Source organism: Albibacterium profundi (assembly GCF_042159835.1).
GTDB lineage: Bacteria > Bacteroidota > Bacteroidia > Sphingobacteriales > Sphingobacteriaceae > Albibacterium > Albibacterium profundi.
Map to the genome: position 1 here is coordinate 2,000,787 of NZ_JBBVGT010000002.1, position 20,636 is coordinate 2,021,422.

A 20,636-nucleotide genomic window follows, 5' to 3' on the forward strand; every position below is an offset into this window, starting at 1 on the left:
TTTTCAATTAGCACGCAAAAATCTCCGTTACCTATTTGTTACGGTTTTGCGTGAAGTTCAACAAAAAACTATGTAAAACCAGCCGGAGGGGCGATTTACCCATGACCGTCTCGCCGAAGAAATCGGCTCAAAGAAATGAAAAAAAACCATCTCGAAATTTCTTAAGAGATGGCTTTTTGTGCGCCCACCTGGGCTCGAACCAGGGACCAAAAGATTATGAGTCTTCTACTCTAACCAACTGAGCTATAGGCGCGGCAATCCTTTTTGGGTTTTGCGATGGCAAATGTACATATTTGTACTTAGATTTTGAAAAAAAGATGCAAAATATAAAGAATATCATTTTCGATTACGGCAATGTGATTTTTGAGATTGACTTTCAAAAATCAGAACAGGCTTTTAGGGATATTGGGATTGCGGATACAACTACTTTTTTTACGCATAAGGTGCAAAATGAGCTTTTTGATCAGCTAGATATGGGTAAAGTAACGGCTGCCGAGTTTAGAGATGAGGTGAGGCGTATCTCTGGGAAATATGATTTGTCTGACGAAGAGATTACGGATGCATGGAATGCGTTGCTGGTGGGTATTGCTGAAGGGAATCATGATGTGCTGATGGAGATGAAGAGTAAATACAGAACGTTCTTACTGAGCAATAATAATGAGATTCATTATAGTTATATCATGCGTTACTTGAAGGAGAATTTTGAACTTGAGGATAATTCTTCTTTCTTTGAGAAGGATTATTATTCTCATTTAATGGGTATGAGGAAGCCCAATGTGGATATTTTTGAGTTTGTTCTGAATACGCATGATCTGGTACCTCAAGAGACGTTATTTATAGATGATAGCCCGCAACATCTGGTGACAGCAGAGAAACTAGGAATGAAAACGGCTCTGGTGGAAAGACCAGAGCCGTTGAGAAATATTGTTGACCGATTGGGTTTGTAGGTGCTTACCTGTTTTCTTTACGTCTTTCGATTTCTTTGGTAATTAAGCTGAGCTCGCGACTGGTTTGTCCGGCTACCGATGTGTTTTCTTGTGCGCGTCGCATCAGATAAGGCATTACAGAAACGATAGGGCCATAAGGCATGTACTTGGCAACATTGTAGCCCGCTGCAGAAAGATTGAAGCTTAGATGATCACTCATGCCTAAGAGTTGCGCAAAGTAAATGTTTGAATGGCTATTCTGTATAGCACGCTTGTTCATTTCTTCGGTCAATAGTTGAGAGCTTGCTTCATTGTGCGTTCCAGCCATAAAACCGATTCTATCTAGATGGTCTAAACAGAATAGGATGGCTGCGTCAAAATCTCTGTCGGACGCTGCTTTGTCTGGTTGAATAGGGGATGGGTAGCCTTTTTCTTCAGCACGTTCACGTTCGATTTCCATATAGGCACCACGCACTAATTTTGCTCCTAAGTAGAAGCCGGCCGTATCAGCATAATAAAAGTCGGCCTTTAATGAGGCTAGCTTGTCGTGGCGGTAAAGTTGGTAAGTGTTATAAACGATGGCCCGCTCGTGATTGTATTTTTGCATCATCTCACGTGCGATATCATCAAATACGTCTTGAGTCCATGAAAACTCGGCATCGATTAACACGAGTTGGTCGTTTTCATAACAAGTTCTGCAGATAAGATCAATTCGTTGTTTAACACGTTCGAACTCTTGTACTTCGGAAGGACTCAGCTCTTCTTTATTGTTGATCTTTTCGATGAGTTCAACTCTGCTTAATCCGGAAGGTTTAAATACAGAGGAAGGAATCCTTGGGTCGTCTTTTGCCCGCGCAATCGTGCTAAGGATTTCTTGGCAAGTGGCATCAAATGCAGCCTCCGTTGCCTCTTCTTCTACAGAATAATCTAAAATGGTGTGGACATTATATTCGGCAAGTGATTCTATAGCTTGTTCGCAGTCTTGGATCGTCTCGCCCCCACAAAAATGATGAAATATTGTTTTTTTGATAATACCTTTGATCGGCAAACCGATCTTTAAGGCCAAATTAGTTAGGGGACTACCGATCTTAACGAGCGTATTGCTTGCAATAAGCTTGAATAACCAGTATGCCTGTTTTAGGTCAGTATCTGTTTTACTCTTGAACGCAATCTCAGTATTGTCAAACGACAATTTTTGTTTATTTTCTGTGACTACTAAAGGGTTCGTTTTCATTGAGCAAAGTTAAAAATAAAATGGTGTAAAAAAGCCAGCGAATTTAAGCCTTTTTTGTAACTTCGACGCTATGATTGAATTTGAAATTGACGCTGAATTTATTCCCTTAATTTCTTTATTAAAAGCAACTGGCTTAGTGGAAAATGGTGGTGAGGCTCAGGCAGTTGTAACTGAAGGTCTGGTGACGTGCAATGGAGAGGTGGAATTGCGGAAGCGGTTTAAAGTGCGCCCCGGAACGAAAGTGGAGTTTGCAGGGCGCGTGATTAAGGTGATTTAAGTTTTTTAAGGTAGAATGAGAAATTTACAAAGCATAGATTATTCGGTTGTTTTTAACGATGGTTTTGAGCATTTGGTGAGTTTATTGGAGGAAAGAAAATATGACAAAGTATTTGTTCTAACTGACAGGAACACGGGCGAGTATTGCCTGCCTGTATTTACCAAGTTGATGCCGACCGATTTTAGCTATGATATTATTGAAGTAGATCCGGGAGAGGAAAATAAAAATATCGACTTCTGTATCGGGGTATGGAAAATGTTGCTTGATTTTGGAGCGGAGAGAAATTCCTTAATGATTAACCTAGGTGGTGGTGTGGTGACGGATATGGGTGGTTTTGCAGCGTCTACTTATAAGCGAGGAATTGATTTTATTCAGATTCCGACAAGCTTGCTTTCGCAAGTGGATGCTTCAGTGGGTGGCAAGACGGGAATTGATCTGGATTCTGTTAAAAATATTATAGGGACTTTTACGCAGCCGCAAGCTGTTTATGTTCATACCGACTTTCTGAAGACGCTGGATAGACGCCAGCTTATTTCTGGTTTTGCCGAAATGATTAAGCATGGGTTTATCTTTGATGGCGACTATTTCCAAGCTCTAAAAGCTTTCGATTTTGAAAATCCAAGTGCTGAGTTGATCCACCGCTCGGTGGAGATTAAAAATGAGGTGGTGATGGAAGATCCGAAGGAGAAAGGCTTACGAAAGATTTTGAACTTTGGACATACCATTGGGCATGCGGTGGAAACGTATTCGATTGAGAATGATTCTGATCCGCTACTGCATGGTGAAGCGATTGCCATTGGGATGATTTGTGAAGCTTATCTTTCGCACGCGTATAAAGGGCTAGCTGCCGACCAGTTGGCGGAGATCGTTCAATATATTCAGTCGGTTTTCCCAGCATACGAATTGAAGTCAGCAAGTTTTGATGCTTTGCTGGCAATCATGAAGAATGATAAGAAGAATGTAGGGGGTAAAATTGGCTTTTCGCTATTAACAGAAATAGGTAAATGCAGCTTCAACCTGTATCTTGAGGAAGATAAAATCAAAGAAGCATTTACCTATTATCAGTCGTTATAAGCTAACTTTCAGACCGAGATTATACCATCTGCCGGGCATAGGTGTTGCGGCAACTTCGATGTATTCGGTGTCAAACAGATTGCTTGCATTAGCGAAGACGGCATAGGAACCCAGTTGGTAACTCACCCTGGCATCGGTAATGAAATAGCTTTTGTAATTGATTCGCTCTTGAAAGCGTTCGGTTACTGTAATATTGAAGTCTTTGTAACCAAGGGTCGCTTTTGCAACTAATTGATGACGTAGGCTTTCGATAGCGTATTTTGATAGATTGGATTCAGCTTGTTTGCTTTCTAATACGGGGTCTAGATAGGTATATGATAAGCCGGCCATCAAATGGATTTGATTTAATTGGCGGCGATAGTCGGCACTCATGTTAAGTCCGTTAACCGTATTTTTTAAAAAGTTTTCGGAATGCCAAGGTTGTTCTGCATTCATGCGTACCCAGTCGATGAAGTTATCGACCGCGCGATGAAAGTAGCTTGCATTTAGTCGGAGTTTGCTATTGTTAAATTTGATGCCTCCTTCGGCATACCATGAATTTTCGGGCTCAAGATTTTCATTACCAACATTGCTAGGTGTGTCATAGTATAAGTCGGTTAAAGAGGGTATTCTTTGGCCTGTACCTGTATTGATGTATAAATTCCAGAATTGATTGATGCTGTAGCCTACATCTAGTCCAGGATAAACCTGCCAACCAAAGGTGCTGTTATAATTGACATAGGCCCCCGCGTTGATCTGGAAGTCTTGAATTTTCTCGGTGCCAAACTCAGCATAAATACCCACATTTTTACGTGTATGATCGCCAATATTAGAACTGTTAATCTTTTCAAATCGCGCTTCTGCTCCGAATCCGAAATCGCCAAAGTCGGTGCGATAATTTGCATTTAATTCGGGGCTAAGAACATGGGTGTAGTGTTGATTTCTAGCTGTGGATAGGTCGTCGCGATAAAAACGATAATCATCGTAGTTGTAACGATAGTTTACGCGGGGGGAAATCGTTAATCGGTCGTTCACTTGATTTGAATAGGTAATAGAGCCAATACCTGTTTGAACAATTTCTAAAGCTTCTTTATCAATGGGAGATGCGTAATATCCATTGGCGCCAAAATTATTGTAAATATAGCCGCCCATAACGGAGAGTCGATCGCGTGAACTTAGCTGCATATTGCCTTGATAAAACAGCTTGTGGTTTTTGAAGGCGGTATTATAACGGTGCCCTGAACCGCTTTGAAGATCTCCTGAGAGGAGATGGTTCTGATTTTCATCGGCATAGCTTCCGGCTAATTGAATACCTTTTGAAGAATAGATTTTATCCGGATTTTCTTCGTTATCCTTAAAATTAGTGCCGGCGTTTACTTGGGCCTCTATGCCCGTTCGGTCTGGTTTTACGGTTACGATATTGATTGCCCCAGTTAGGCTATTTATGCCATAGATGCGTGCTGCAGAACCTTTTAGTACTTCAATTCGCTCGATAATGCCGACGGATACTGGCAGGTTCATGGTGTTGTGACCGGTTTGAGGGTCTACCATTTTTACTCCATTCAAGAGGATAATGGTTTGTTCGAAGGTTCCCCCATCGATACTAATATCTGTTTGGGCACCCCATGGACCGCGCTGCCTTACGTCGACTCCGGATACATAAGTTAATAGTTCGGCGACCGATTGTGCCGGCAATGCCTTAATTTGTTCTTTATCGATTATTTGTATGTTTCGGTTTTGACCGGTGAAGGGAAGTTGTAACCTGTTCTCTGTAATGACAACTTCGTTTAAAGTTTGATCGCTGGCTTCTGAGCTTATCTGAGCTGCTGCTAAACAAGGCACGGATACGGCGACAGTAATGAGTAGTTTTCTTATCATAGTCAAAAATTGAGTGCCAAAAGTAACGATATTTTCGGAAAATAAAACTCTATAATGCTGGTTGGCCGGCATCGATCCATGCGCTATACCAGAAGCTGCCGATGGCGTGTACCGACTTCTGCATTTGTTTTTCAACCATACCATCGAGTGCCTGATGGTATTTGGTGGAATAGCCTTTTGAATAGGTTCGTATCAGGATGTCGTTTCTGGTTTCATATATGAATTTTTGATCGGGTGAGGTGCTCTCGTTCAGGATCTTTTCGGTGTAGAGGAGCGTGTCGGTCAGCCGAGAACTATCTTCAACGATCTTCCAGGCATAGGATAGAGGTTGTTCAATGTAGCTTGCGCGACCGACGAAGTAATTATATTGATGTGAAAAGAGTTCGGGCAACCGACTTTCCCAGAAACCGTGTATTCCTTCCTGATCACTGAGTTGTCCATTATAATTTTGGGTGGTGTGCAGTGGAGAATGGGCATCAGCAATATAATGTCCGATATCGGCAGAAATTCTTAAGATTCGATCGATATCTCTCTTTTTGAAAGCTTCTACCAGTTGATAGTAACTGAGGTGAATTTGCCAAGGAACAATGCCGCGTTTTCGTAAACTATCTTCAGAGAACTTTGCAACGGCATCTTCCCAGCGTTTGGGTATGCTATCGAACGGGTTTGGTCCATAGGTGTCGATATCAATGAAGTGGCGTTCGGCTTCATTGGGACTTACATATCGCCTCTTATCGGGGTTGACCGAGTTTTCGCTAATAAATTCGATATGAAGCTTGTAAAAATGAGCAAGTGATGTAGGTAAGGTATAGACGGCAGATCGGTTGATCACGCGATGTGCGTGAAAACCCCAGGAGCTTAGTGTTACAACTAGGACGACAGCTAAACAATAAATAATGAAGATGTATCGCATCTCGAAAACCAAAACTGCTAACATAGCAAGGTTAAGGCATTTTTCAAAAGAATAATTTTCTAAAAAGTTTGATAATTTAAAATGTTCATGCTACATTTGCAGTCCGAAAAACATAATTGGATAAACAAGCTAAAAAATGGCAAATCATAAATCAGCGATAAAGAGAATCAGAGCAAACGCTGCGAAGCGCTTAAGAAATCGTTACCAAGCTAAAACAACTCGTAATGCAATTAAGAGATTACGTGCAACTACTTCGAAGGAAGAAGCGGCTACGCAATTGCCAATTGTTGTTTCTATGTTAGATCGTCTAGCAAAGAAAAATGTTATTCACAAAAAGAAAGCATCAAACAATAAATCAAAATTAACGAAATTCGTTAATACCTTGTCATAAAGATATGTTAGTTCATTGTAAGTTGATTGCAATGAATTAAGTGATAAAAAAAGGGTTGCCAATACGGCAGCCCTTTTCTTGTTATCTATTTTTTGTGGAGAACTACTGCTTTTGCTCTCTGACTTTGGCAAGTATCTCATTCATCTTTTCAGGATTATTTTTATACGGCTCTAAGTCTAGTATCTCTACCTTGCGGAAATCTACTGGATGACTTTCACTTTGCAAGTAGATATAACCAGAAGAAAGTAGCTTACCATCTTCTTTTACTTTTTCATCGAAGAAGTCAACACCACCGCCACCGATTTGTGGTTTTTCATAGGTTAACACGGTATCGCCCTCAACGATATGATGTACAATAGAATCACCTAATACTAGGAATTCGGCCTGTACCCACTGGTCGCCGTGAAAGGTTTCGCTACTGGAGTTCACGCAGTGAGGTGTGTAAAGTTCTCCGTCGAGAACCACATTGGTTCCGGGTGTGCATAGATTACTTGTGCTGCGTTCATTCGTGCCATCACCGCCGAGGAACTGCCCTTCAATTGAAATAGGGAAATCCTGATTTTTTAACATCGTGAAGGGATCCTGACCATGTAGCATGGCGCCACTATTACGGAATGCCCAACCGGGACCGCCGGCAACCTGGTCGCCATGAAAGCGGTATTCAATCCTAAGTAGGTAATAAGAGTATGGTTTTTTGTAGGCAATGTGGCCGTACTTCTCATCGAAGTTCTCATAACCATCATAGGATACTGTGAGTAAGCCATCCTCAACACGGAAGGTGTTGGCGAAATTATCATTCACCTCGTGCTTGTTGATTTTGACAACCCAGTCGTTTAAGTCTTTACCATTGAAAAGGCTCTCCCATTGGAGCTCATCCGATTTTTTTGTATTGCTTATACTGGCGCAAGATACAGCGGTAATGGCGACCGCTAATAAGAGTACTATTTTTTTCATAATGTTAATTTGTTGTGAAGATATAGATTTTGGTACTTAATATTGCTTCAAATTGTCAAATTTCGCTTTTATACTTTCCTTGGCTATCTTCGTCAGCATTATGGAAACGTATGAAAAGCCTCTGCATATGGCTATTCGTAGCTGGGCAGAAGAGGATCGGCCGAGGGAGAAGCTTTTGGCTCAAGGACGGCGTGCATTGACAGATGCGGAGCTGATCGCTATTTTGATTGGCAGTGGTTCAAGAAATGAATCGGCTGTGGAGCTGAGCAGACGGATCTTGTCTGAAGCTAGTCACGATTTGAATGAGCTCTCGAAATTAACAGTACAAGATCTATGCAAATTTAAAGGGATTGGTGAGGCGAAAGCGATCGCCATTGTGGCGGCGTTGGAGTTGGGGCGAAGAAGGCAGGATACTCCCGAAATACAGCGTAGACAGATAACAACCAGTCGGGATGTGTTTGATATACTGAAATCTAAATACAATGATCTGGATAATGAAGAGTTCTGGATTCTGTTATTAAATCAGGCAAATAGGGTTCAACGGGTACATTTGATTAGTAAAGGAGGTCGAGCCGGCACCGTAGTAGATGCTAAACTTGTGTTTGAGGCGGCGTTGCAGTATAGAGCAGCGTCTATCATTTTAAGCCATAATCATCCTTCAGGTAATTTGAGGCCGAGCGATCAGGACCGGAGGCTGACGAAGAAGATCGTTGAAGGTGGACGTTTGCTGGATATTAGGGTGTTAGATCATGTGATATTTGCTAATCATTCTTATTATAGTTTTTCTGACGAAGGGGAGCTCTAAATTCTGCAAACTTAGCATGAATTTATATCTTTGCACATCATATCATATTTATAGCACATACTCGAATGAGAATTTCATATAATTGGCTCAAAGACTTTTTAAAGATAGATCAATCACCTGAAGAGCTTTCAGAAATATTGACAAATATTGGTTTGGAAGTGGAGAGTCTGGAAAAAAACCAAAGCATACCGGGCGGTCTTGAAGGCTTGGTCGTTGCTGAGGTCTTGACTTGTGAACCACACCCGAATGCCGATAAATTAAAGGTTACGACTGTCAATAACGGTCAGGAAGTGCTGAATGTCGTATGTGGTGCTCCAAATGTAGCGAAAGGGCAGAAGATTATATTAGCGGGCGTGGGTACGACGATTTACCCGACTGAAGGTGATCCTTTTAAAATTAAAAAAGCCAAGATCAGAGGGGAAGCATCGGAAGGTATGATCTGTGCAGAAGATGAAATTGGCTTAGGAGGCTCTCATGCCGGAATTATGGTTCTTCCGGAGGATGCGGTTGTGGGTACAGCGGCAAAGGATTATTTTAATTTGCAGGACGATTATGTTTTTGAGATCGGACTGACACCAAATCGTGCAGACGCAGCTTCCCACATAGGTGTGGCTCGGGATATTGTTGCTTATTTACGCAGTGAGCTTAGGTGGCCGGAAGTAGCTGAACTTGATGGCGGAGAGCCCGAGATAAAGGTTAGTGTAGAAAACAAGGATGCTTGCCCACGTTATACGTCGACGACGATTGAAGGGGTTACAGTCGGTGAATCTCCACAGTGGTTGAAGGATCGACTTCTGAGTATCGGTGTGCGTTCTATCAATAGCATTGTTGATATCACTAATTATGTGCTTCATGAAATAGGACAGCCGCTGCATGCCTTTGACGGGGATAAGGTATTGGGTAAGCATATTATCGTAAAGACGCTGCCTCAAGGTGCTGAATTTGTAACCTTGGATGAGGTGAAGCGGAAGCTTACCGACAAGGATTTGATGATTTGCGATGAAGAAAAGCCGCTCTGTATTGCCGGTGTGTTCGGAGGCTTGTCCTCTGGAGTGACGGCTGAAACAAAGACGGTGTTTCTGGAAAGTGCTTACTTTAATCCAGTATCGGTCAGAAAAACGGCTAAACATCATGGTTTAAAGACCGACGCGTCGTTCCGTTTTGAACGAGGAACAGATCCGGATATAACGGGTTTTGCTTTGAAAAGAGCGGTTAAGTTGATCTTGGAAATAGCAGGAGGAAAGGTTGTAGGAGGGATGTCTGATATTTATCCAAACCCGATTGAGCCATATAAAATCTCGATCAGCTATGATCGCGTTCGTAATCTGATTGGTAAGGAGATCCCCAACGAAGAGATTAAAACAATTATCGAATCATTGGATATTAAAGTGATTTCAAATACCGAAGAGGGTTTGGATCTGCAAGTTCCGCCGTATCGGGTTGATGTGACCAGAGAGGTAGATATTATTGAAGAGGTTCTTCGGATATACGGTTATAATAATATTGAGATAAAAAAGCAGATTAAAGCTTCACTGAATACATCGCCGAAACCGGATAAGGATGCGGTGCAAGATCAGATATCCGACTTGCTGATCGGAAATGGCTTTCACGAGATATTGAATAACTCACTTGCAAAGGCTGCATATGCGGTTGATACCGACCGAGCTGTTAAGATTTTGAATTCATTGAGCAGTGATTTGGATACCATGCGGCAAAGCTTGCTGTATTCCGGTTTAGAGGTTGTAGCTCACAATCAGAAAAGAAAATATCCTAACCTGCGACTGTTTGAGTTTGGTAACGTCTATTTTAAAGCGGAAACGGGTTATGATGAACATAAGCGTTTAAGTTTACTTATGACTGGCGGCTTGTCAAGCGAGCAATGGAATCATGATTCCAACAAGGTTTCATTCTTTGATATCAAAGGGGTGGTAGATGGTCTGCTCTCGCGATTGAAATTAGAGAATCTACCATTACAAGATTCGACGACTGCTGGGTTAGCTTATGGTTTGACATACCATCGCGGCCCAAATGAGTTTGTTACTTTTGGCGCAGTAGACAAGAAGGCGCTGAAGTTGACTGATGTGCAAGGAGACGTGTTTTACGCGGAATTTCATTGGGATTCAATAATAAAGGCTATTCGTAAAAATAAAATTGTTTACAAGGAGGTATCGAAGTACCCTTCGGTACGCAGAGATTTAGCCATTCTGGTTGACGAAACGGTTAGTTTCGCATCACTAAAGACCCTCGCTGAAAAAACGGAGCGTAAGCTATTGAAGAATGTAAATGTTTTCGATGTGTACAAAGGAGATAAACTTCCAGAGGGGAAAAAATCGTATGCGATGAGTTTTGTGTTCCAAGATGAGGAAAAAACCTTAACTGATAAACATATTGATTCCATCATTCAGAAATTTATACTTAACTTTGAGAAAGAACTGAAAGCTGAAATACGAAAATAATTAACGACGATATGCCAACTGTTTCTGCGCAACTAGACCGTATTGTTAATCGATCTGCTAAAATGATCGACCTGTGTGTTACATTACAGGAGGAGAATGATTTATTAAAATTAGAAAATCAGTCTTTGCAAGTGGCGGTGGAAACGAGCTCGGAAAAGATCAAAAGCTTAGAAGAGAAGGTTAAGGCATTGGGAATTGCCCGTACATTGGATGGATTAAACGAGAGTGCGGAATTATTAAATGAAAAAAACCTTGGCATAAAGCAAAAAATTGACGATTTTGTGCGTGAAATTGACAAGTGTATTTTGTTATTAAAATAAACGCGGCAGATTGCCGGCGAACAAGGCTCGAAAATGGGAGAAATTTCCATAAAAATAAATATAGCAGATCGGATATACCCTCTTCGTATCACTACAGAGGAAGAGGAGATTATAAGAAGGGCTGCTAAGCTAATAAATGATCGTATCAAGGAGTTTCAAGAAAACTACGCAGTACGTGATAAACAGGATTTACTTTCGATGTGCGTTTTGCATTACGCAACAGCGACATTGAAAGCGGAAGAGGCCTCAAAGCATGAGGACAAGGATGTTGCAAAGAAAGTTCAACAGCTTGATGAGATTCTGTCCGATTTTTTTAGCGAATAATCGTTCTTTAAAATAGAGCCATAAGAGTTTAGCCGCAGTTAAATGTAGGTTTTACTATTAAAAACTTAACGCTTCAATATTACATGCGTGAAAATGAGGTGTATTCCATTTGACTTGTTCATCTGGAAATGATCAAAACGCAAATCCTGTAAAAGAGAAGTTTTTAATACATGAAACCTTAAATTTGCTGTGGCTTTTTTTTGTTACGACATACTTTAATATATAATCAAATGGAAATAATACTATACATAGTTTTAGGATTAATAATAGGTCTCGTAATAGGCCGATATCTGCTTAGAAAGGTGTTTCGAAAGCAAGAAATATCTGTTCAGAACAAAGCAAAGAAGATTCTAAAAGAAGCAGAACAAGACGCTGAACACTTAAAGAAGAATAGATTACTAGAAGCAAAGGAAAAATACCTTCAATTAAAATCAGAACACGAGAAAGAAGTTAGTCAACGTAATAACACGCTAAACCAGCGGGAAAATAATCTAAGACAAAAAGAACAAAATGCTAACCAGCGTCTTGAAAAAATAAACCGAGAAGGTCAGGAGTTAGAAAATCAGAAAAAGAACCTTGAACGCTTAGTAGAGCTTAATCAAAAGCGCCAAGAAGAAGTTGAAGCGCTAAAGAGTCAGCATATTAAGCAGCTGGAGTCTATTGCTGGACTCTCTGCTGAGGACGCTAGAAACCAACTGGTAAGTAATTTACGCGAAGAAGCGAGAACGAAGGCTCTAAGTGAAATCAAAGATATTGTTGCAGAAGCTAAGTTAACGGCTAGCAAGGAAGCTAAGAAGATTGTTATCCAGACAATTCAAAGGCAGGCGAGCGAAAGTGCAATCGAGAATACAGTCTCTATTTTCCATATAGAAAGCGATGAAATAAAAGGTCGGATTATCGGGCGGGAAGGACGCAATATCCGCGCTCTGGAAGCGGCTACAGGTATCGAAATTATTGTTGATGATACACCTGAAGCGATTATTCTTTCTGGATTTGATCCAGTTCGTCGTGAGATCGCTCGATTGGCTCTGCACAGACTGGTAACTGACGGACGTATTCACCCTGCACGTATTGAAGAGGTTGTTGCGAAGACAAAAAAGCAGATTGAAGAAGAGATTGTGGAAATTGGTGAGCGTACAGTAATTGATTTGGGAATTCACGGTCTACACCCTGAACTGATTCGTATGGTCGGTAGAATGCGTTACCGTTCGTCTTACGGACAAAACCTTTTACAACACTCAAGAGAGGTGGCAAACTTCTGTGCAACTATGGCGGCAGAGTTAGGTCTAAATGTGAAGTTAGCAAAACGCGCTGGATTGTTGCATGATATTGGGAAGGTGCCTGATGATAATCCAGATCTACCTCACGCCTTGTTGGGAATGCAATTAGCTGAAAAATACAAAGAGCATCCGGAAGTTTGTAATGCTATCGGAGCGCACCATGATGAAATAGAAATGACTTCGCTGATTTCTCCTGTGATTCAAGCATGTGACTCAATATCAGGTGCACGGCCGGGCGCAAGAAGGGAAGTAGTGGAAAGCTATATTAAGCGACTTAAAGATTTAGAATCATTAGCTCTATCATACCCCGGAGTGGAGAAGACTTTTGCCATCCAGGCGGGTCGTGAATTGAGAGTAGTGGTCGAAAGCGAGAAGATTTCTGATGCGCAATCTGAAATATTAGCTGCCGATATTTCCAATAGAATTCAGACGGAGATGACCTATCCGGGACAGATTAAAGTGACTGTTATCAGAGAGACACGGTCGGTTTCATTTGCAAAATAGAATGAATAGTAAGAAAAAGCAAAAAGATGAGACGGCTGATAAACTAGAGAGGCTGTTCGCCGAATACGAGCATAGTCATCGGAACTCTACGAATGTGTTGATCCATTGGATCTGCGTGCCTCTGATTGTTTTTAGTATTCTCGGTCTGGTATGGATGATTCCCTTTCCGCATATATCATGGCTGGGTTCGATGAATGGGTTTGTGAACTGGGCTTCATTTTTAATTGCTTTTGTAATCTATTACTATTTGAAACTGTCACCTACACTGTCTTACGGGATGCTGTTTGTGATTGGTTTTTACAGTTATTTTATTGTTCAGTTAGAATACTGGGAGGCAGCTGGTGGTTGGCCAGTATGGGCAGTCTGTGCGTTGATATTTGTACTTTCATGGATCGGACAATTTGTTGGGCACAAAATTGAAGGTAGGAAGCCTTCGTTTTTGATAGATTTGAAGTTTCTTCTCATTGGACCCATATGGTTGCTTTCTAAACTTTATCGGAAATTGAAGATACCATATTAGATATTTCTTATTGATATAGATAGGGAAGATGAATGTTTTATATGCTATTCAAGGTACTGGAAACGGCCATCTGTGTCGAGCCATGGATATGGTTCCTTGCTTACGTAAACATGCAAATGTCGACATACTAGTCAGCGGAACCCAAGCTGATATTAATCTTCCTTTTGACGTAAAATACCGCCTCAATGGATTAAGCTTTATTTTTGGTAAGCATGGCGGTGTTGATCTATGGAAAACCTTTATCCATTCCAAGTTTCGTTTGTTTATTAAAGAAGTTAATGCATGTCCGGTACAAGATTATGACCTGGTAATTAACGACTTTGAACCTGTGAGTTCTTGGGCTTGTAACTTGAAGGAAAAATTCTGTATCGGATTGAGCCATCAGGCGGCGGCTGTCCATCATTCAGCTCCGAAAACCGAGGAGGTGGATCGCTTAGGGAAATTTATTTTGAAGCACTATGCGCCGCATGACGAAGCGTATGGGTTTCATTTTAAGCCTTATGCAGATAATATCTTCACACCCATCATACGACAGCAGGTGCGAGAGCAGGAGCGGTCTAATAATGGCCATTACACGGTTTATCTACCCTCTTATGACGACGAGGCGTTACTCGGATACCTATCTAGGTTCCCAGATGTTGAATGGGAAGTTTTCTCGAAACATAATAAGCGGAAGTTCAGAGAAAAGAATATTTTCTTTCAACCGATAGACAATACGCTGTTTATTGAGAGTATGGCTAAGTCTGAAGGGGTATTGTGTGGTGCTGGTTTCGAAACGCCTGCAGAAGCCTTGTTCTTAAAGAAGAAGCTGCTGGTAATTCCCATGAAGAATCAATATGAACAACATCTGAATGCTGCTGCCTTACGAGATATTGGTGTCCCCGTGATCCGAAATACGAAACCAGAGAATGATGTATACATCCGAGATTGGCTGCAAAGTGATAAAATAGTTAATGTGAATTATGATGATGAGGCGGATACGATTGTGCAATCTATTCTGGAGCGACATGCAAATAATATTTATTCATAAGAACCTAAGTGAAATGGCGTAATACTTGCTGCCAGCTTTGTGTATAGGAGGAAATTCAACGTTAACAAAGAAATTATGAATAAGTTAAGGATAGCCCCGCTCGGATTGATCATGCTGCTCTTCGCTTGTCAGTCTAATCAGCAAGACACCAAAGAACAAGACAATCTGAATGCAGATACTGCGAATATGGATACTGTATTTCATGGAATAGACGGGGAGGTTAACAACGGGGTCATTGTTCGTGAATGCTATTTGGAGGTGGATGGCAGAGATTCACTGAAATTGAATATTGAGATAGATGAGCAGCTGTCGGTTACCGGGAAACTGGATTTCGCAAATTATCAGATGGATAGTAGTAGCGGCGAGGTAAGTGGAAAGATCATAGGCGATACATTAGTCCTTGTTCATGAGTACCAAGCCGAGGGTACCCTGAACAAAGTAGAAAGGGTCTTTTTAAAGCAAAACGACCAATATTTTCTGGGCAAAGGGGAGACAGAAGAGGTGGACGGTGTATATGTCTACCCAGACCGAAGTGAGATTAGTTTTGAAAACACCCGTGTTTTAGACCGAATAGAATGTAACATTCTGGACTAATGACTACTTTTGGGGAAATGATAAGAATATTATTTTCGAGAAGTATTGTACGATTTCTTTTAGTCATTGCTTTATTTGTCTTTGTTCCGCCGGCGTTTGCCCAGGAGCAACACTCGATCAGCGGAACGATTCGTGATGCTGAAACAGGCGAAACTCTTATTGGTGCATCGGTGCGAGCTGGTGAAAGTGCAACGGTTGCAAATGGTTACGGTTTTTTTTCCTTAACGTTAGATCCGGGCGAATATGATCTGGTAATAAGCTTTATCGGCTATGAGTCGAAAACGGAAGAGATTGTTCTTACAGAAGATACGACCTTTTCTATTTCGTTGAAGTCTGCGACGACGCTCGATGCGGTTGAGATCAATGCGAATTCAATATCAAAAAATATTAACTCGCCCATCATGGGTGCTAATAACTTCCAGGTTCAGGATATCCTGAAAGTACCGGTGCTCTTTGGAGAAAAGGACATTCTAAAAACAGTCCAACTTTTACCAGGAGTGATATCCGGTGGTGAGGGAAATAGTGGCTTTTTTGTTCGAGGAGGGGCGGTCGACCAAAATTTGATTATCCTTGATGAGGCTACCGTTTATAATGCTTCACATCTTTTTGGTTTCTTTTCCACCTTTAATTCAGACGTGATTAAAGAGGTGACATTGTACAAAGGAGGGATGCCTGCTCAATATGGCGGTCGACTGGCTTCTGTTCTAGACATACATATGTTGGACGGGAATAAGAAGAAGTTTAGCGCTAAGGGTGGACTAGGGCTCATTGCCTCGCGCTTAGCTGTGGAAGGACCTTTGAAAAAAGACAAAGGTTCTTTTATCATCAGCGGTCGCCGAACCTATGCAGATCTGTTCTTGAAACTTTCACCGGATTCTACGGTCAATAATAGCAAGCTTTATTTTTATGATTTGAACTTAAAACTGAATTACCAATTCAATGAGAGAAATACCCTTTACCTGTCGGGTTACTTCGGTAAAGATGTTTTGGGCTATGCCGATATGTTTGGTTTTGATTGGGGAAATGCTACGACTACCCTGCGTTGGAATCACGTCTTTAATAACCGCTTGTTTTCGAATACGTCACTAATCTACGGTCGATTTAATTACAATGTAGATGTATTTGACGAGGACGCGAATTTTAACATCGCATCGCTGGTTGATAATTTTAATTTAAAACAAGACTTCCAATATTATGCGCGGGATAATCATTCATTATTCTTCGGGTTTAATGTCCTGAATCAGAAGGTGAGTCCGGCCGACTTTATTTCGAGAGATACAACTACCTTGGCTTCCATTGGGTCGGAGCCGCGAAGAGGGTTGGAGTTGGATGCTTATATTTCTCACGATTGGAAGGTGTCTGAACGCTTGAGCGCGATTTATGGGTTGCGGCTTTCAAGTTTTATGGCGCTGGGACCTGGAACGTTTCATCGCTATGATGCAGACGGTGATATCATTGATACGGAGTATCATGATGATGCTTCTGTAGTTAGGCAATATCTAGCTTTAGAGCCGCGAATCTCGGTTAATTTTAAATTGAACGACCAATCGAGTTTAAAGGCTTCGTACAATAGAAACAGCCAGAACTTGCACTTATTGAGCAACTCGACAGCTTCATTGCCTACGGATGTTTGGGTGATGACTAGTCAGAACATTAAACCGCAGTTAGCTGGTCAGGGCGCTGTTGGCTATTTCAGGAATTTCAGTGATAATCAATATGAATTCTCTGCGGAAGTTTATTATAAGGAGGTGTCTAACCAGATAGATTTTAAAACTAATGCAGATATTCAAGCGAATCCGAATGTTGAAGCAGATTTGCTATACGGTGATGGCAGGGCTTATGGTTTAGAATTATATCTGCGGAAACATACGGGTCGGTTGAACGGCTGGCTCAGCTATACGTTGTCGAAAAGCGAACGGAGCTTTGATGATATTGACAATGGGGCATGGTTTAATGCGCGGCAAGACCGTACCCACGATCTGTCTGTGGTAGGAATGTATGAGCTCAACGACCGTTGGAGTATATCAAGTACGTTTGTTTATAGCACGGGCAATGCCATTACGTTCCCGAGCGGCAAATATATTGCGGATGGGAGACCTGTATGGTATTATACTGAGCGGAACGGTTATAGAATGCCGGACTACCATCGCCTAGATATTGGTTTTACCTACGAACCGAAGTCGGACGGTAAATTGAAATCTACTTGGGATTTCGGGCTGTATAATGTGTATAGTAGGAAGAACGCCTATATAATCGATTTTAGAGAAAATGAAGCGAATGAAACCGAAGCTTATAAGATTGCACTTTTCGGTATGATACCTTCAGTTACATGGAATTTTAAATTTTAGAATATGAAGAAGCTGCTCGGTCTGATCGTCATTTCGTGTTTGTTTTTTTCTTCCTGTGAAGAGGTGATCGACTTACAACTACGAGATTCAGAGCCGGTTCTCATGATTGAGGGAACGGTAAGTAATCTGAGAGAATGGCAGGAGGTCAAGCTATCACAGACGGTTTCTTTTGATTCTGAGCTACGGAAAATGCCGGTTGGTGGCGCTCAGGTTTTTCTTCGGGAGAGTGACGAAGCGTGGAAACAGCTTCGGGAAATAGAAGAAGGTCGATACATTGTTAATAACTTTAAGGGTCGTCCGGGTACTACGTATTCTCTGCGGGTGGAGTATGATGAGGAAACCTATGAGTCGACCTCAAAAATGCCTGAGGTGATTCGGGTAGATTCAACGGGTGTTAGCGTTGTTTCTTTTGATGAAGTTCGACGAACTCCTCTAGTGCTGTTTCAAGATCCTCCAGCGGAAACTAATTATTACTATTTTCAGCTGGAAATTAATGATCAAGTAGTGCCGTCGTTGTTTTTATACAATGACAAGTTTAACAATGGAAAATACGTGACCATCAATTTAGATGACTTCGAATTGAACTTGAATCCGCTAGACAGTGTTGTTATCGAACTCAGAAATATCAATGAAGGGAGCTACAATTTCTGGAAGGGGGTTCAGTCTCAGACCGGAGCATCGGCTTCTCCTGGCAACCCACCATCTAATATAAGCAATGGTGCATTGGGGTACTTTTCCACCTATGCTGCAAACAGCGTCTATTTTATAATGGAATAATTAGAGTGTTTTAAAGGTATAACCTTGCTCTAGCCAATGTTCGATAGCCCGAGGGAGTGCATATAAAACACGCTCGCGAGCTTTGATATTATCATGGAAAACGATAATGGAGCCATTTTCGGTATGATTCAATACATTCTTCAGGCATTGATCGGGACTTATACCGGGATCGAAATCGCCACTCATAACATCCCACATGACAATTTTGTACTGTTTTTCTAGTTCCCGATATTGTTTTTTTGTCCCGCGACCATAGGGCGGACGAAAAAGATCGGTTTGTGTAAGTTGATTACAAGCTTCGACATTTTTCAGATATTCACCGAATGGTGTTTTCCACCCTTTGAGATGATTATAGGTGTGGTTGCCTACACGATGTCCCTCATCTAAAATCCGCTGAAAAATATCGGGATGCTTTCTTATATTATCTCCGACACAAAAAAAAGTAGCTCGGACGTCATATCCTTTTAAAATATTTAGGATCTCTGGTGTAACATCTGGTATGGGCCCATCGTCAAACGTTAAAAATAAATGTGGAACATCCCTGCGATGATGCCAAAGAAGTCGAGGATACAACCAATGAAGCCAAAAAGGTGATTTTATAGGATACCACATGTTTGTTAGCAAATATAAGAATAGGAATGGAAGAGTTTAGTTTTGAATCAGATAAATATATCACATGAAGAGTAGTCGTTATTATATAAAATATATCTCCTCATTTGCTTTTCTATTTTTAGGGTTTTTATCAATTCATGCAAATGCACAGCAAGTTATAACGTTGAGAGAGGCTATTGATCTAGCCCAAAAAAATAATTTGCAAGTGAAACAGGCCTTGTTCCAAGCTGCTTTGACCGAACAGGATGTGAAGCAAGCTAAGATGAATTTTTATCCGAGGGTGAATGCGGGTGTTGATGGAAACTTACGCTGGGGAAAGAGTTTTGACCAATTAACCGGGGGCTTAACAGAGTCGATCACCTCTCTTAATGGAAGCGTCAATGCATCCGTTCCTATTTTTCAGGGATTTCAGCGTGTCAACCAAGTAGCGGCTAACAAGTATCTGTTATTGGCCGATCAGAGCAATAAGGAGCGGATTCAAAGCGACTTGGTATTGGCAGTGGTAACAACCTATCTGGAAGCTTTAACCAATCAGGATTTATTGACCGCCGGGAAGCAACAATTAGCACTCTCACAGGCACAACTTGAGGTTGAAGAAATCAACTTTGAGGTCGGAAACAAGACCTTGGCCGATTTGTCACAAGCTAAAAGTCAGGTTGCTACGGATGAATTGAATGTTACCTCAGCTCAAAATGCGTATGAGATTTCCATTCTTGACCTAAAACAGCTGATGGAACTGGACCCTACAACCGAGATTACTTTAGAACAACCTCCTTTACCAGAATTTGAAAACGTAACGACCGCATACTCTCCAGAAGAGGTTTACGCAGAGGCGAAGTCGATTTACCCTGAAATTAAGCAGGCGACTTACAATACCTTGGCGGCTGAAAAGAATATCGATATTGTAAAAGGCGGATATTACCCAACGTTGAGCTTAAGTGGAGGCTTAGGAAGTGGTTATTCTTCGGCCGATAGGGATTTTACGACTGGCGAAGAGAAGCCTTTCCACCAACAGGTGGATGATAACTTCAGTACGTTTGTTGGCCTGTCACTTTCGATTCCAATCTTCAATAATTTTCAAACACGCATCGCGGTGAAGAAAGCTAAAATTTCTTATGAAAATGCCTTGCTAGGCGAGCAGCAGGCAGCGAATAACTTAAGTAAGATTATTCATCAGGCGGTTGTAGATCTGCGTGCTGCGGAGAAAAGCTATCATTCTAATGAGCAAGCTTTTGAGGCATCGGCGCAAGCTTTTGAGGTGATAAAGCAACGTTATGATGTCGGCCTCGCCAATTCAATTGAATTGAATACATCGCAAACAAACATGAATAAAGCTGAATTCGATTTGATTCAGGCAAAATATAATTTGATATTTAGAAGTAAGGTGATCGATTTCTATCTTGGTAAACCGATCACATTCAACTAAAACCTATACTAGAT

20 protein-coding genes and 1 tRNA gene are annotated in these 20,636 nt (G+C 41.3%); 15 read left to right on the forward strand and 6 right to left on the reverse strand.

Annotated elements, in window-relative coordinates; genetic code table 11:
- Window positions 1-179 precede the first annotated feature (179 nt).
- Window positions 180-253: transfer RNA gene (locus WKR92_RS10415), tRNA-Ile, on the reverse strand.
- A gap of 64 nt (window positions 254-317) precedes the next feature.
- Here WKR92_RS10415 and WKR92_RS10420 point away from each other — a divergent pair.
- Entirely contained in the window at window positions 318-947 is a 630-nt protein-coding gene (locus WKR92_RS10420; protein ID WP_375557769.1) for an HAD family hydrolase, read from the forward strand.
- Window positions 948-951: 4 nt separating this feature from the next.
- Here the strand turns inward: WKR92_RS10420 and WKR92_RS10425 are convergent, their stop codons facing one another.
- Entirely contained in the window at window positions 952-2,160 is a 1,209-nt protein-coding gene (locus tag WKR92_RS10425; protein WP_375557770.1) for a proline dehydrogenase family protein, read from the reverse strand.
- 70 nt (window positions 2,161-2,230) lie between these two features.
- Between WKR92_RS10425 and WKR92_RS10430 the strand changes: the two genes are divergently transcribed.
- Both WKR92_RS10430 and aroB read left to right on the forward strand, forming a co-directional pair.
- On the forward strand, window positions 2,231-2,437 hold the full coding sequence (locus tag WKR92_RS10430) for an RNA-binding S4 domain-containing protein (protein WP_375557771.1): 207 nt from the start codon (window positions 2,231-2,233) through the stop codon (window positions 2,435-2,437).
- A 15-nt stretch (window positions 2,438-2,452) separates the two neighbouring features.
- Window positions 2,453-3,511 (forward strand): 3-dehydroquinate synthase, encoded by a 1,059-nt coding sequence (gene aroB / locus WKR92_RS10435; protein ID WP_375557772.1) that lies wholly within the window; start codon window positions 2,453-2,455, stop codon window positions 3,509-3,511.
- Here aroB and WKR92_RS10440 read toward each other — a convergent pair.
- Window positions 3,506-5,368, reverse strand: a complete 1,863-nt coding sequence (locus WKR92_RS10440; protein WP_375557773.1) for a TonB-dependent receptor plug domain-containing protein — start codon at window positions 5,366-5,368, stop codon at window positions 3,506-3,508. The two genes, aroB and WKR92_RS10440, sit on opposite strands and share 6 nt — an antisense overlap.
- Window positions 5,369-5,417: 49 nt before the next feature.
- The gene (locus WKR92_RS10445) at window positions 5,418-6,305 is read right to left on the reverse strand and encodes a zinc dependent phospholipase C family protein (RefSeq protein ID WP_375557774.1); all 888 of its coding nucleotides are present in this window, start codon (window positions 6,303-6,305) and stop codon (window positions 5,418-5,420) included.
- Window positions 6,306-6,417: 112 nt separating this feature from the next.
- Between WKR92_RS10445 and rpsT the strand changes: the two genes are divergently transcribed.
- Window positions 6,418-6,672, forward strand: coding sequence for a 30S ribosomal protein S20 (gene rpsT / locus WKR92_RS10450; RefSeq protein WP_375557775.1), 255 nt, complete (start codon window positions 6,418-6,420; stop codon window positions 6,670-6,672).
- Between the two features lie 102 nt (window positions 6,673-6,774).
- Here rpsT and WKR92_RS10455 read toward each other — a convergent pair whose 3' ends face one another.
- Window positions 6,775-7,626 (reverse strand): 3-keto-disaccharide hydrolase, encoded by an 852-nt coding sequence (locus WKR92_RS10455; protein WP_375557776.1) that lies wholly within the window; start codon window positions 7,624-7,626, stop codon window positions 6,775-6,777.
- A 52-nt stretch (window positions 7,627-7,678) separates the two neighbouring features.
- Here WKR92_RS10455 and radC point away from each other — a divergent pair, with 52 nt between their 5' ends.
- From radC to WKR92_RS10505, 10 genes are all read left to right on the forward strand, one after another.
- Window positions 7,679-8,431, forward strand: coding sequence for a RadC family protein (radC, locus tag WKR92_RS10460; RefSeq protein WP_375557777.1), 753 nt, complete (start codon window positions 7,679-7,681; stop codon window positions 8,429-8,431).
- A gap of 65 nt (window positions 8,432-8,496) precedes the next feature.
- Window positions 8,497-10,887 carry a phenylalanine--tRNA ligase subunit beta gene (gene pheT, locus WKR92_RS10465; protein WP_375557778.1) on the forward strand — a complete coding sequence of 797 codons (2,391 nt, stop codon included), beginning with the start codon at window positions 8,497-8,499 and terminating at the stop codon, window positions 10,885-10,887.
- 11 nt (window positions 10,888-10,898) lie between these two features.
- A complete protein-coding gene (locus tag WKR92_RS10470; protein ID WP_375557779.1) occupies window positions 10,899-11,207 on the forward strand; it encodes a hypothetical protein in 309 nt (102 codons plus the stop codon).
- Window positions 11,208-11,240: 33 nt separating this feature from the next.
- On the forward strand, window positions 11,241-11,531 hold the full coding sequence (locus tag WKR92_RS10475; protein WP_375557780.1) for a cell division protein ZapA: 291 nt from the start codon (window positions 11,241-11,243) through the stop codon (window positions 11,529-11,531).
- Window positions 11,532-11,761: 230 nt separating this feature from the next.
- Window positions 11,762-13,315 carry a ribonuclease Y gene (gene rny / locus WKR92_RS10480; protein WP_375557781.1) on the forward strand — a complete coding sequence of 518 codons (1,554 nt, stop codon included), beginning with the start codon at window positions 11,762-11,764 and terminating at the stop codon, window positions 13,313-13,315.
- A 1-nt stretch (window position 13,316) separates the two neighbouring features.
- Window positions 13,317-13,835 (forward strand): Mpo1 family 2-hydroxy fatty acid dioxygenase, encoded by a 519-nt coding sequence (locus WKR92_RS10485; RefSeq protein ID WP_375557782.1) that lies wholly within the window; start codon window positions 13,317-13,319, stop codon window positions 13,833-13,835.
- A 28-nt stretch (window positions 13,836-13,863) separates the two neighbouring features.
- A complete protein-coding gene (locus tag WKR92_RS10490; protein ID WP_375557783.1) occupies window positions 13,864-14,865 on the forward strand; it encodes a glycosyltransferase family protein in 1,002 nt (333 codons plus the stop codon).
- Between the two features lie 75 nt (window positions 14,866-14,940).
- Entirely contained in the window at window positions 14,941-15,459 is a 519-nt protein-coding gene (locus WKR92_RS10495; protein WP_375557784.1) for a hypothetical protein, read from the forward strand.
- Between the two features lie 17 nt (window positions 15,460-15,476).
- A complete protein-coding gene (locus WKR92_RS10500; protein WP_375557785.1) occupies window positions 15,477-17,807 on the forward strand; it encodes a TonB-dependent receptor in 2,331 nt (776 codons plus the stop codon).
- 3 nt (window positions 17,808-17,810) lie between these two features.
- Window positions 17,811-18,584, forward strand: a complete 774-nt coding sequence (locus tag WKR92_RS10505; RefSeq protein ID WP_375557786.1) for a DUF4249 domain-containing protein — start codon at window positions 17,811-17,813, stop codon at window positions 18,582-18,584.
- Here the strand turns inward: WKR92_RS10505 and WKR92_RS10510 are convergent, their stop codons facing one another.
- On the reverse strand, window positions 18,585-19,196 hold the full coding sequence (locus tag WKR92_RS10510) for a polysaccharide deacetylase family protein (protein ID WP_375557787.1): 612 nt from the start codon (window positions 19,194-19,196) through the stop codon (window positions 18,585-18,587).
- A gap of 64 nt (window positions 19,197-19,260) precedes the next feature.
- Between WKR92_RS10510 and WKR92_RS10515 the strand changes: the two genes are divergently transcribed.
- Window positions 19,261-20,622, forward strand: a complete 1,362-nt coding sequence (locus tag WKR92_RS10515; protein ID WP_375557788.1) for a TolC family protein — start codon at window positions 19,261-19,263, stop codon at window positions 20,620-20,622.
- Window positions 20,623-20,636 lie beyond the last annotated feature (14 nt).

What these genes read in the sequence shown, in the direction of transcription:
- WKR92_RS10490 (WP_375557783.1), top strand. Translation starts at nt 13,864, where the DNA reads ATGAATGTTTTATATGCTATTCAAGGTACTGGAAACGGCCATCTGTGT.
- WKR92_RS10475 (WP_375557780.1), top strand. Translation starts at nt 11,241, where the DNA reads ATGGGAGAAATTTCCATAAAAATAAATATAGCAGATCGGATATACCCT.
- WKR92_RS10505 (WP_375557786.1), top strand. Translation starts at nt 17,811, where the DNA reads ATGAAGAAGCTGCTCGGTCTGATCGTCATTTCGTGTTTGTTTTTTTCT.
- WKR92_RS10510 (WP_375557787.1), bottom strand. Translation starts at nt 19,196, where the DNA reads ATGTGGTATCCTATAAAATCACCTTTTTGGCTTCATTGGTTGTATCCT.
- rny (WP_375557781.1), top strand. Translation starts at nt 11,762, where the DNA reads ATGGAAATAATACTATACATAGTTTTAGGATTAATAATAGGTCTCGTA.
- WKR92_RS10430 (WP_375557771.1), top strand. Translation starts at nt 2,231, where the DNA reads ATGATTGAATTTGAAATTGACGCTGAATTTATTCCCTTAATTTCTTTA.
- WKR92_RS10445 (WP_375557774.1), bottom strand. Translation starts at nt 6,305, where the DNA reads ATGTTAGCAGTTTTGGTTTTCGAGATGCGATACATCTTCATTATTTAT.
- WKR92_RS10455 (WP_375557776.1), bottom strand. Translation starts at nt 7,626, where the DNA reads ATGAAAAAAATAGTACTCTTATTAGCGGTCGCCATTACCGCTGTATCT.
- WKR92_RS10425 (WP_375557770.1), bottom strand. Translation starts at nt 2,160, where the DNA reads ATGAAAACGAACCCTTTAGTAGTCACAGAAAATAAACAAAAATTGTCG.
- WKR92_RS10500 (WP_375557785.1), top strand. Translation starts at nt 15,477, where the DNA reads ATGATAAGAATATTATTTTCGAGAAGTATTGTACGATTTCTTTTAGTC.
- WKR92_RS10440 (WP_375557773.1), bottom strand. Translation starts at nt 5,368, where the DNA reads ATGATAAGAAAACTACTCATTACTGTCGCCGTATCCGTGCCTTGTTTA.
- pheT (WP_375557778.1), top strand. Translation starts at nt 8,497, where the DNA reads ATGAGAATTTCATATAATTGGCTCAAAGACTTTTTAAAGATAGATCAA.
- WKR92_RS10420 (WP_375557769.1), top strand. Translation starts at nt 318, where the DNA reads ATGCAAAATATAAAGAATATCATTTTCGATTACGGCAATGTGATTTTT.
- WKR92_RS10470 (WP_375557779.1), top strand. Translation starts at nt 10,899, where the DNA reads ATGCCAACTGTTTCTGCGCAACTAGACCGTATTGTTAATCGATCTGCT.
- WKR92_RS10515 (WP_375557788.1), top strand. Translation starts at nt 19,261, where the DNA reads ATGAAGAGTAGTCGTTATTATATAAAATATATCTCCTCATTTGCTTTT.
- WKR92_RS10485 (WP_375557782.1), top strand. Translation starts at nt 13,317, where the DNA reads ATGAATAGTAAGAAAAAGCAAAAAGATGAGACGGCTGATAAACTAGAG.
- aroB (WP_375557772.1), top strand. Translation starts at nt 2,453, where the DNA reads ATGAGAAATTTACAAAGCATAGATTATTCGGTTGTTTTTAACGATGGT.
- WKR92_RS10495 (WP_375557784.1), top strand. Translation starts at nt 14,941, where the DNA reads ATGAATAAGTTAAGGATAGCCCCGCTCGGATTGATCATGCTGCTCTTC.
- rpsT (WP_375557775.1), top strand. Translation starts at nt 6,418, where the DNA reads ATGGCAAATCATAAATCAGCGATAAAGAGAATCAGAGCAAACGCTGCG.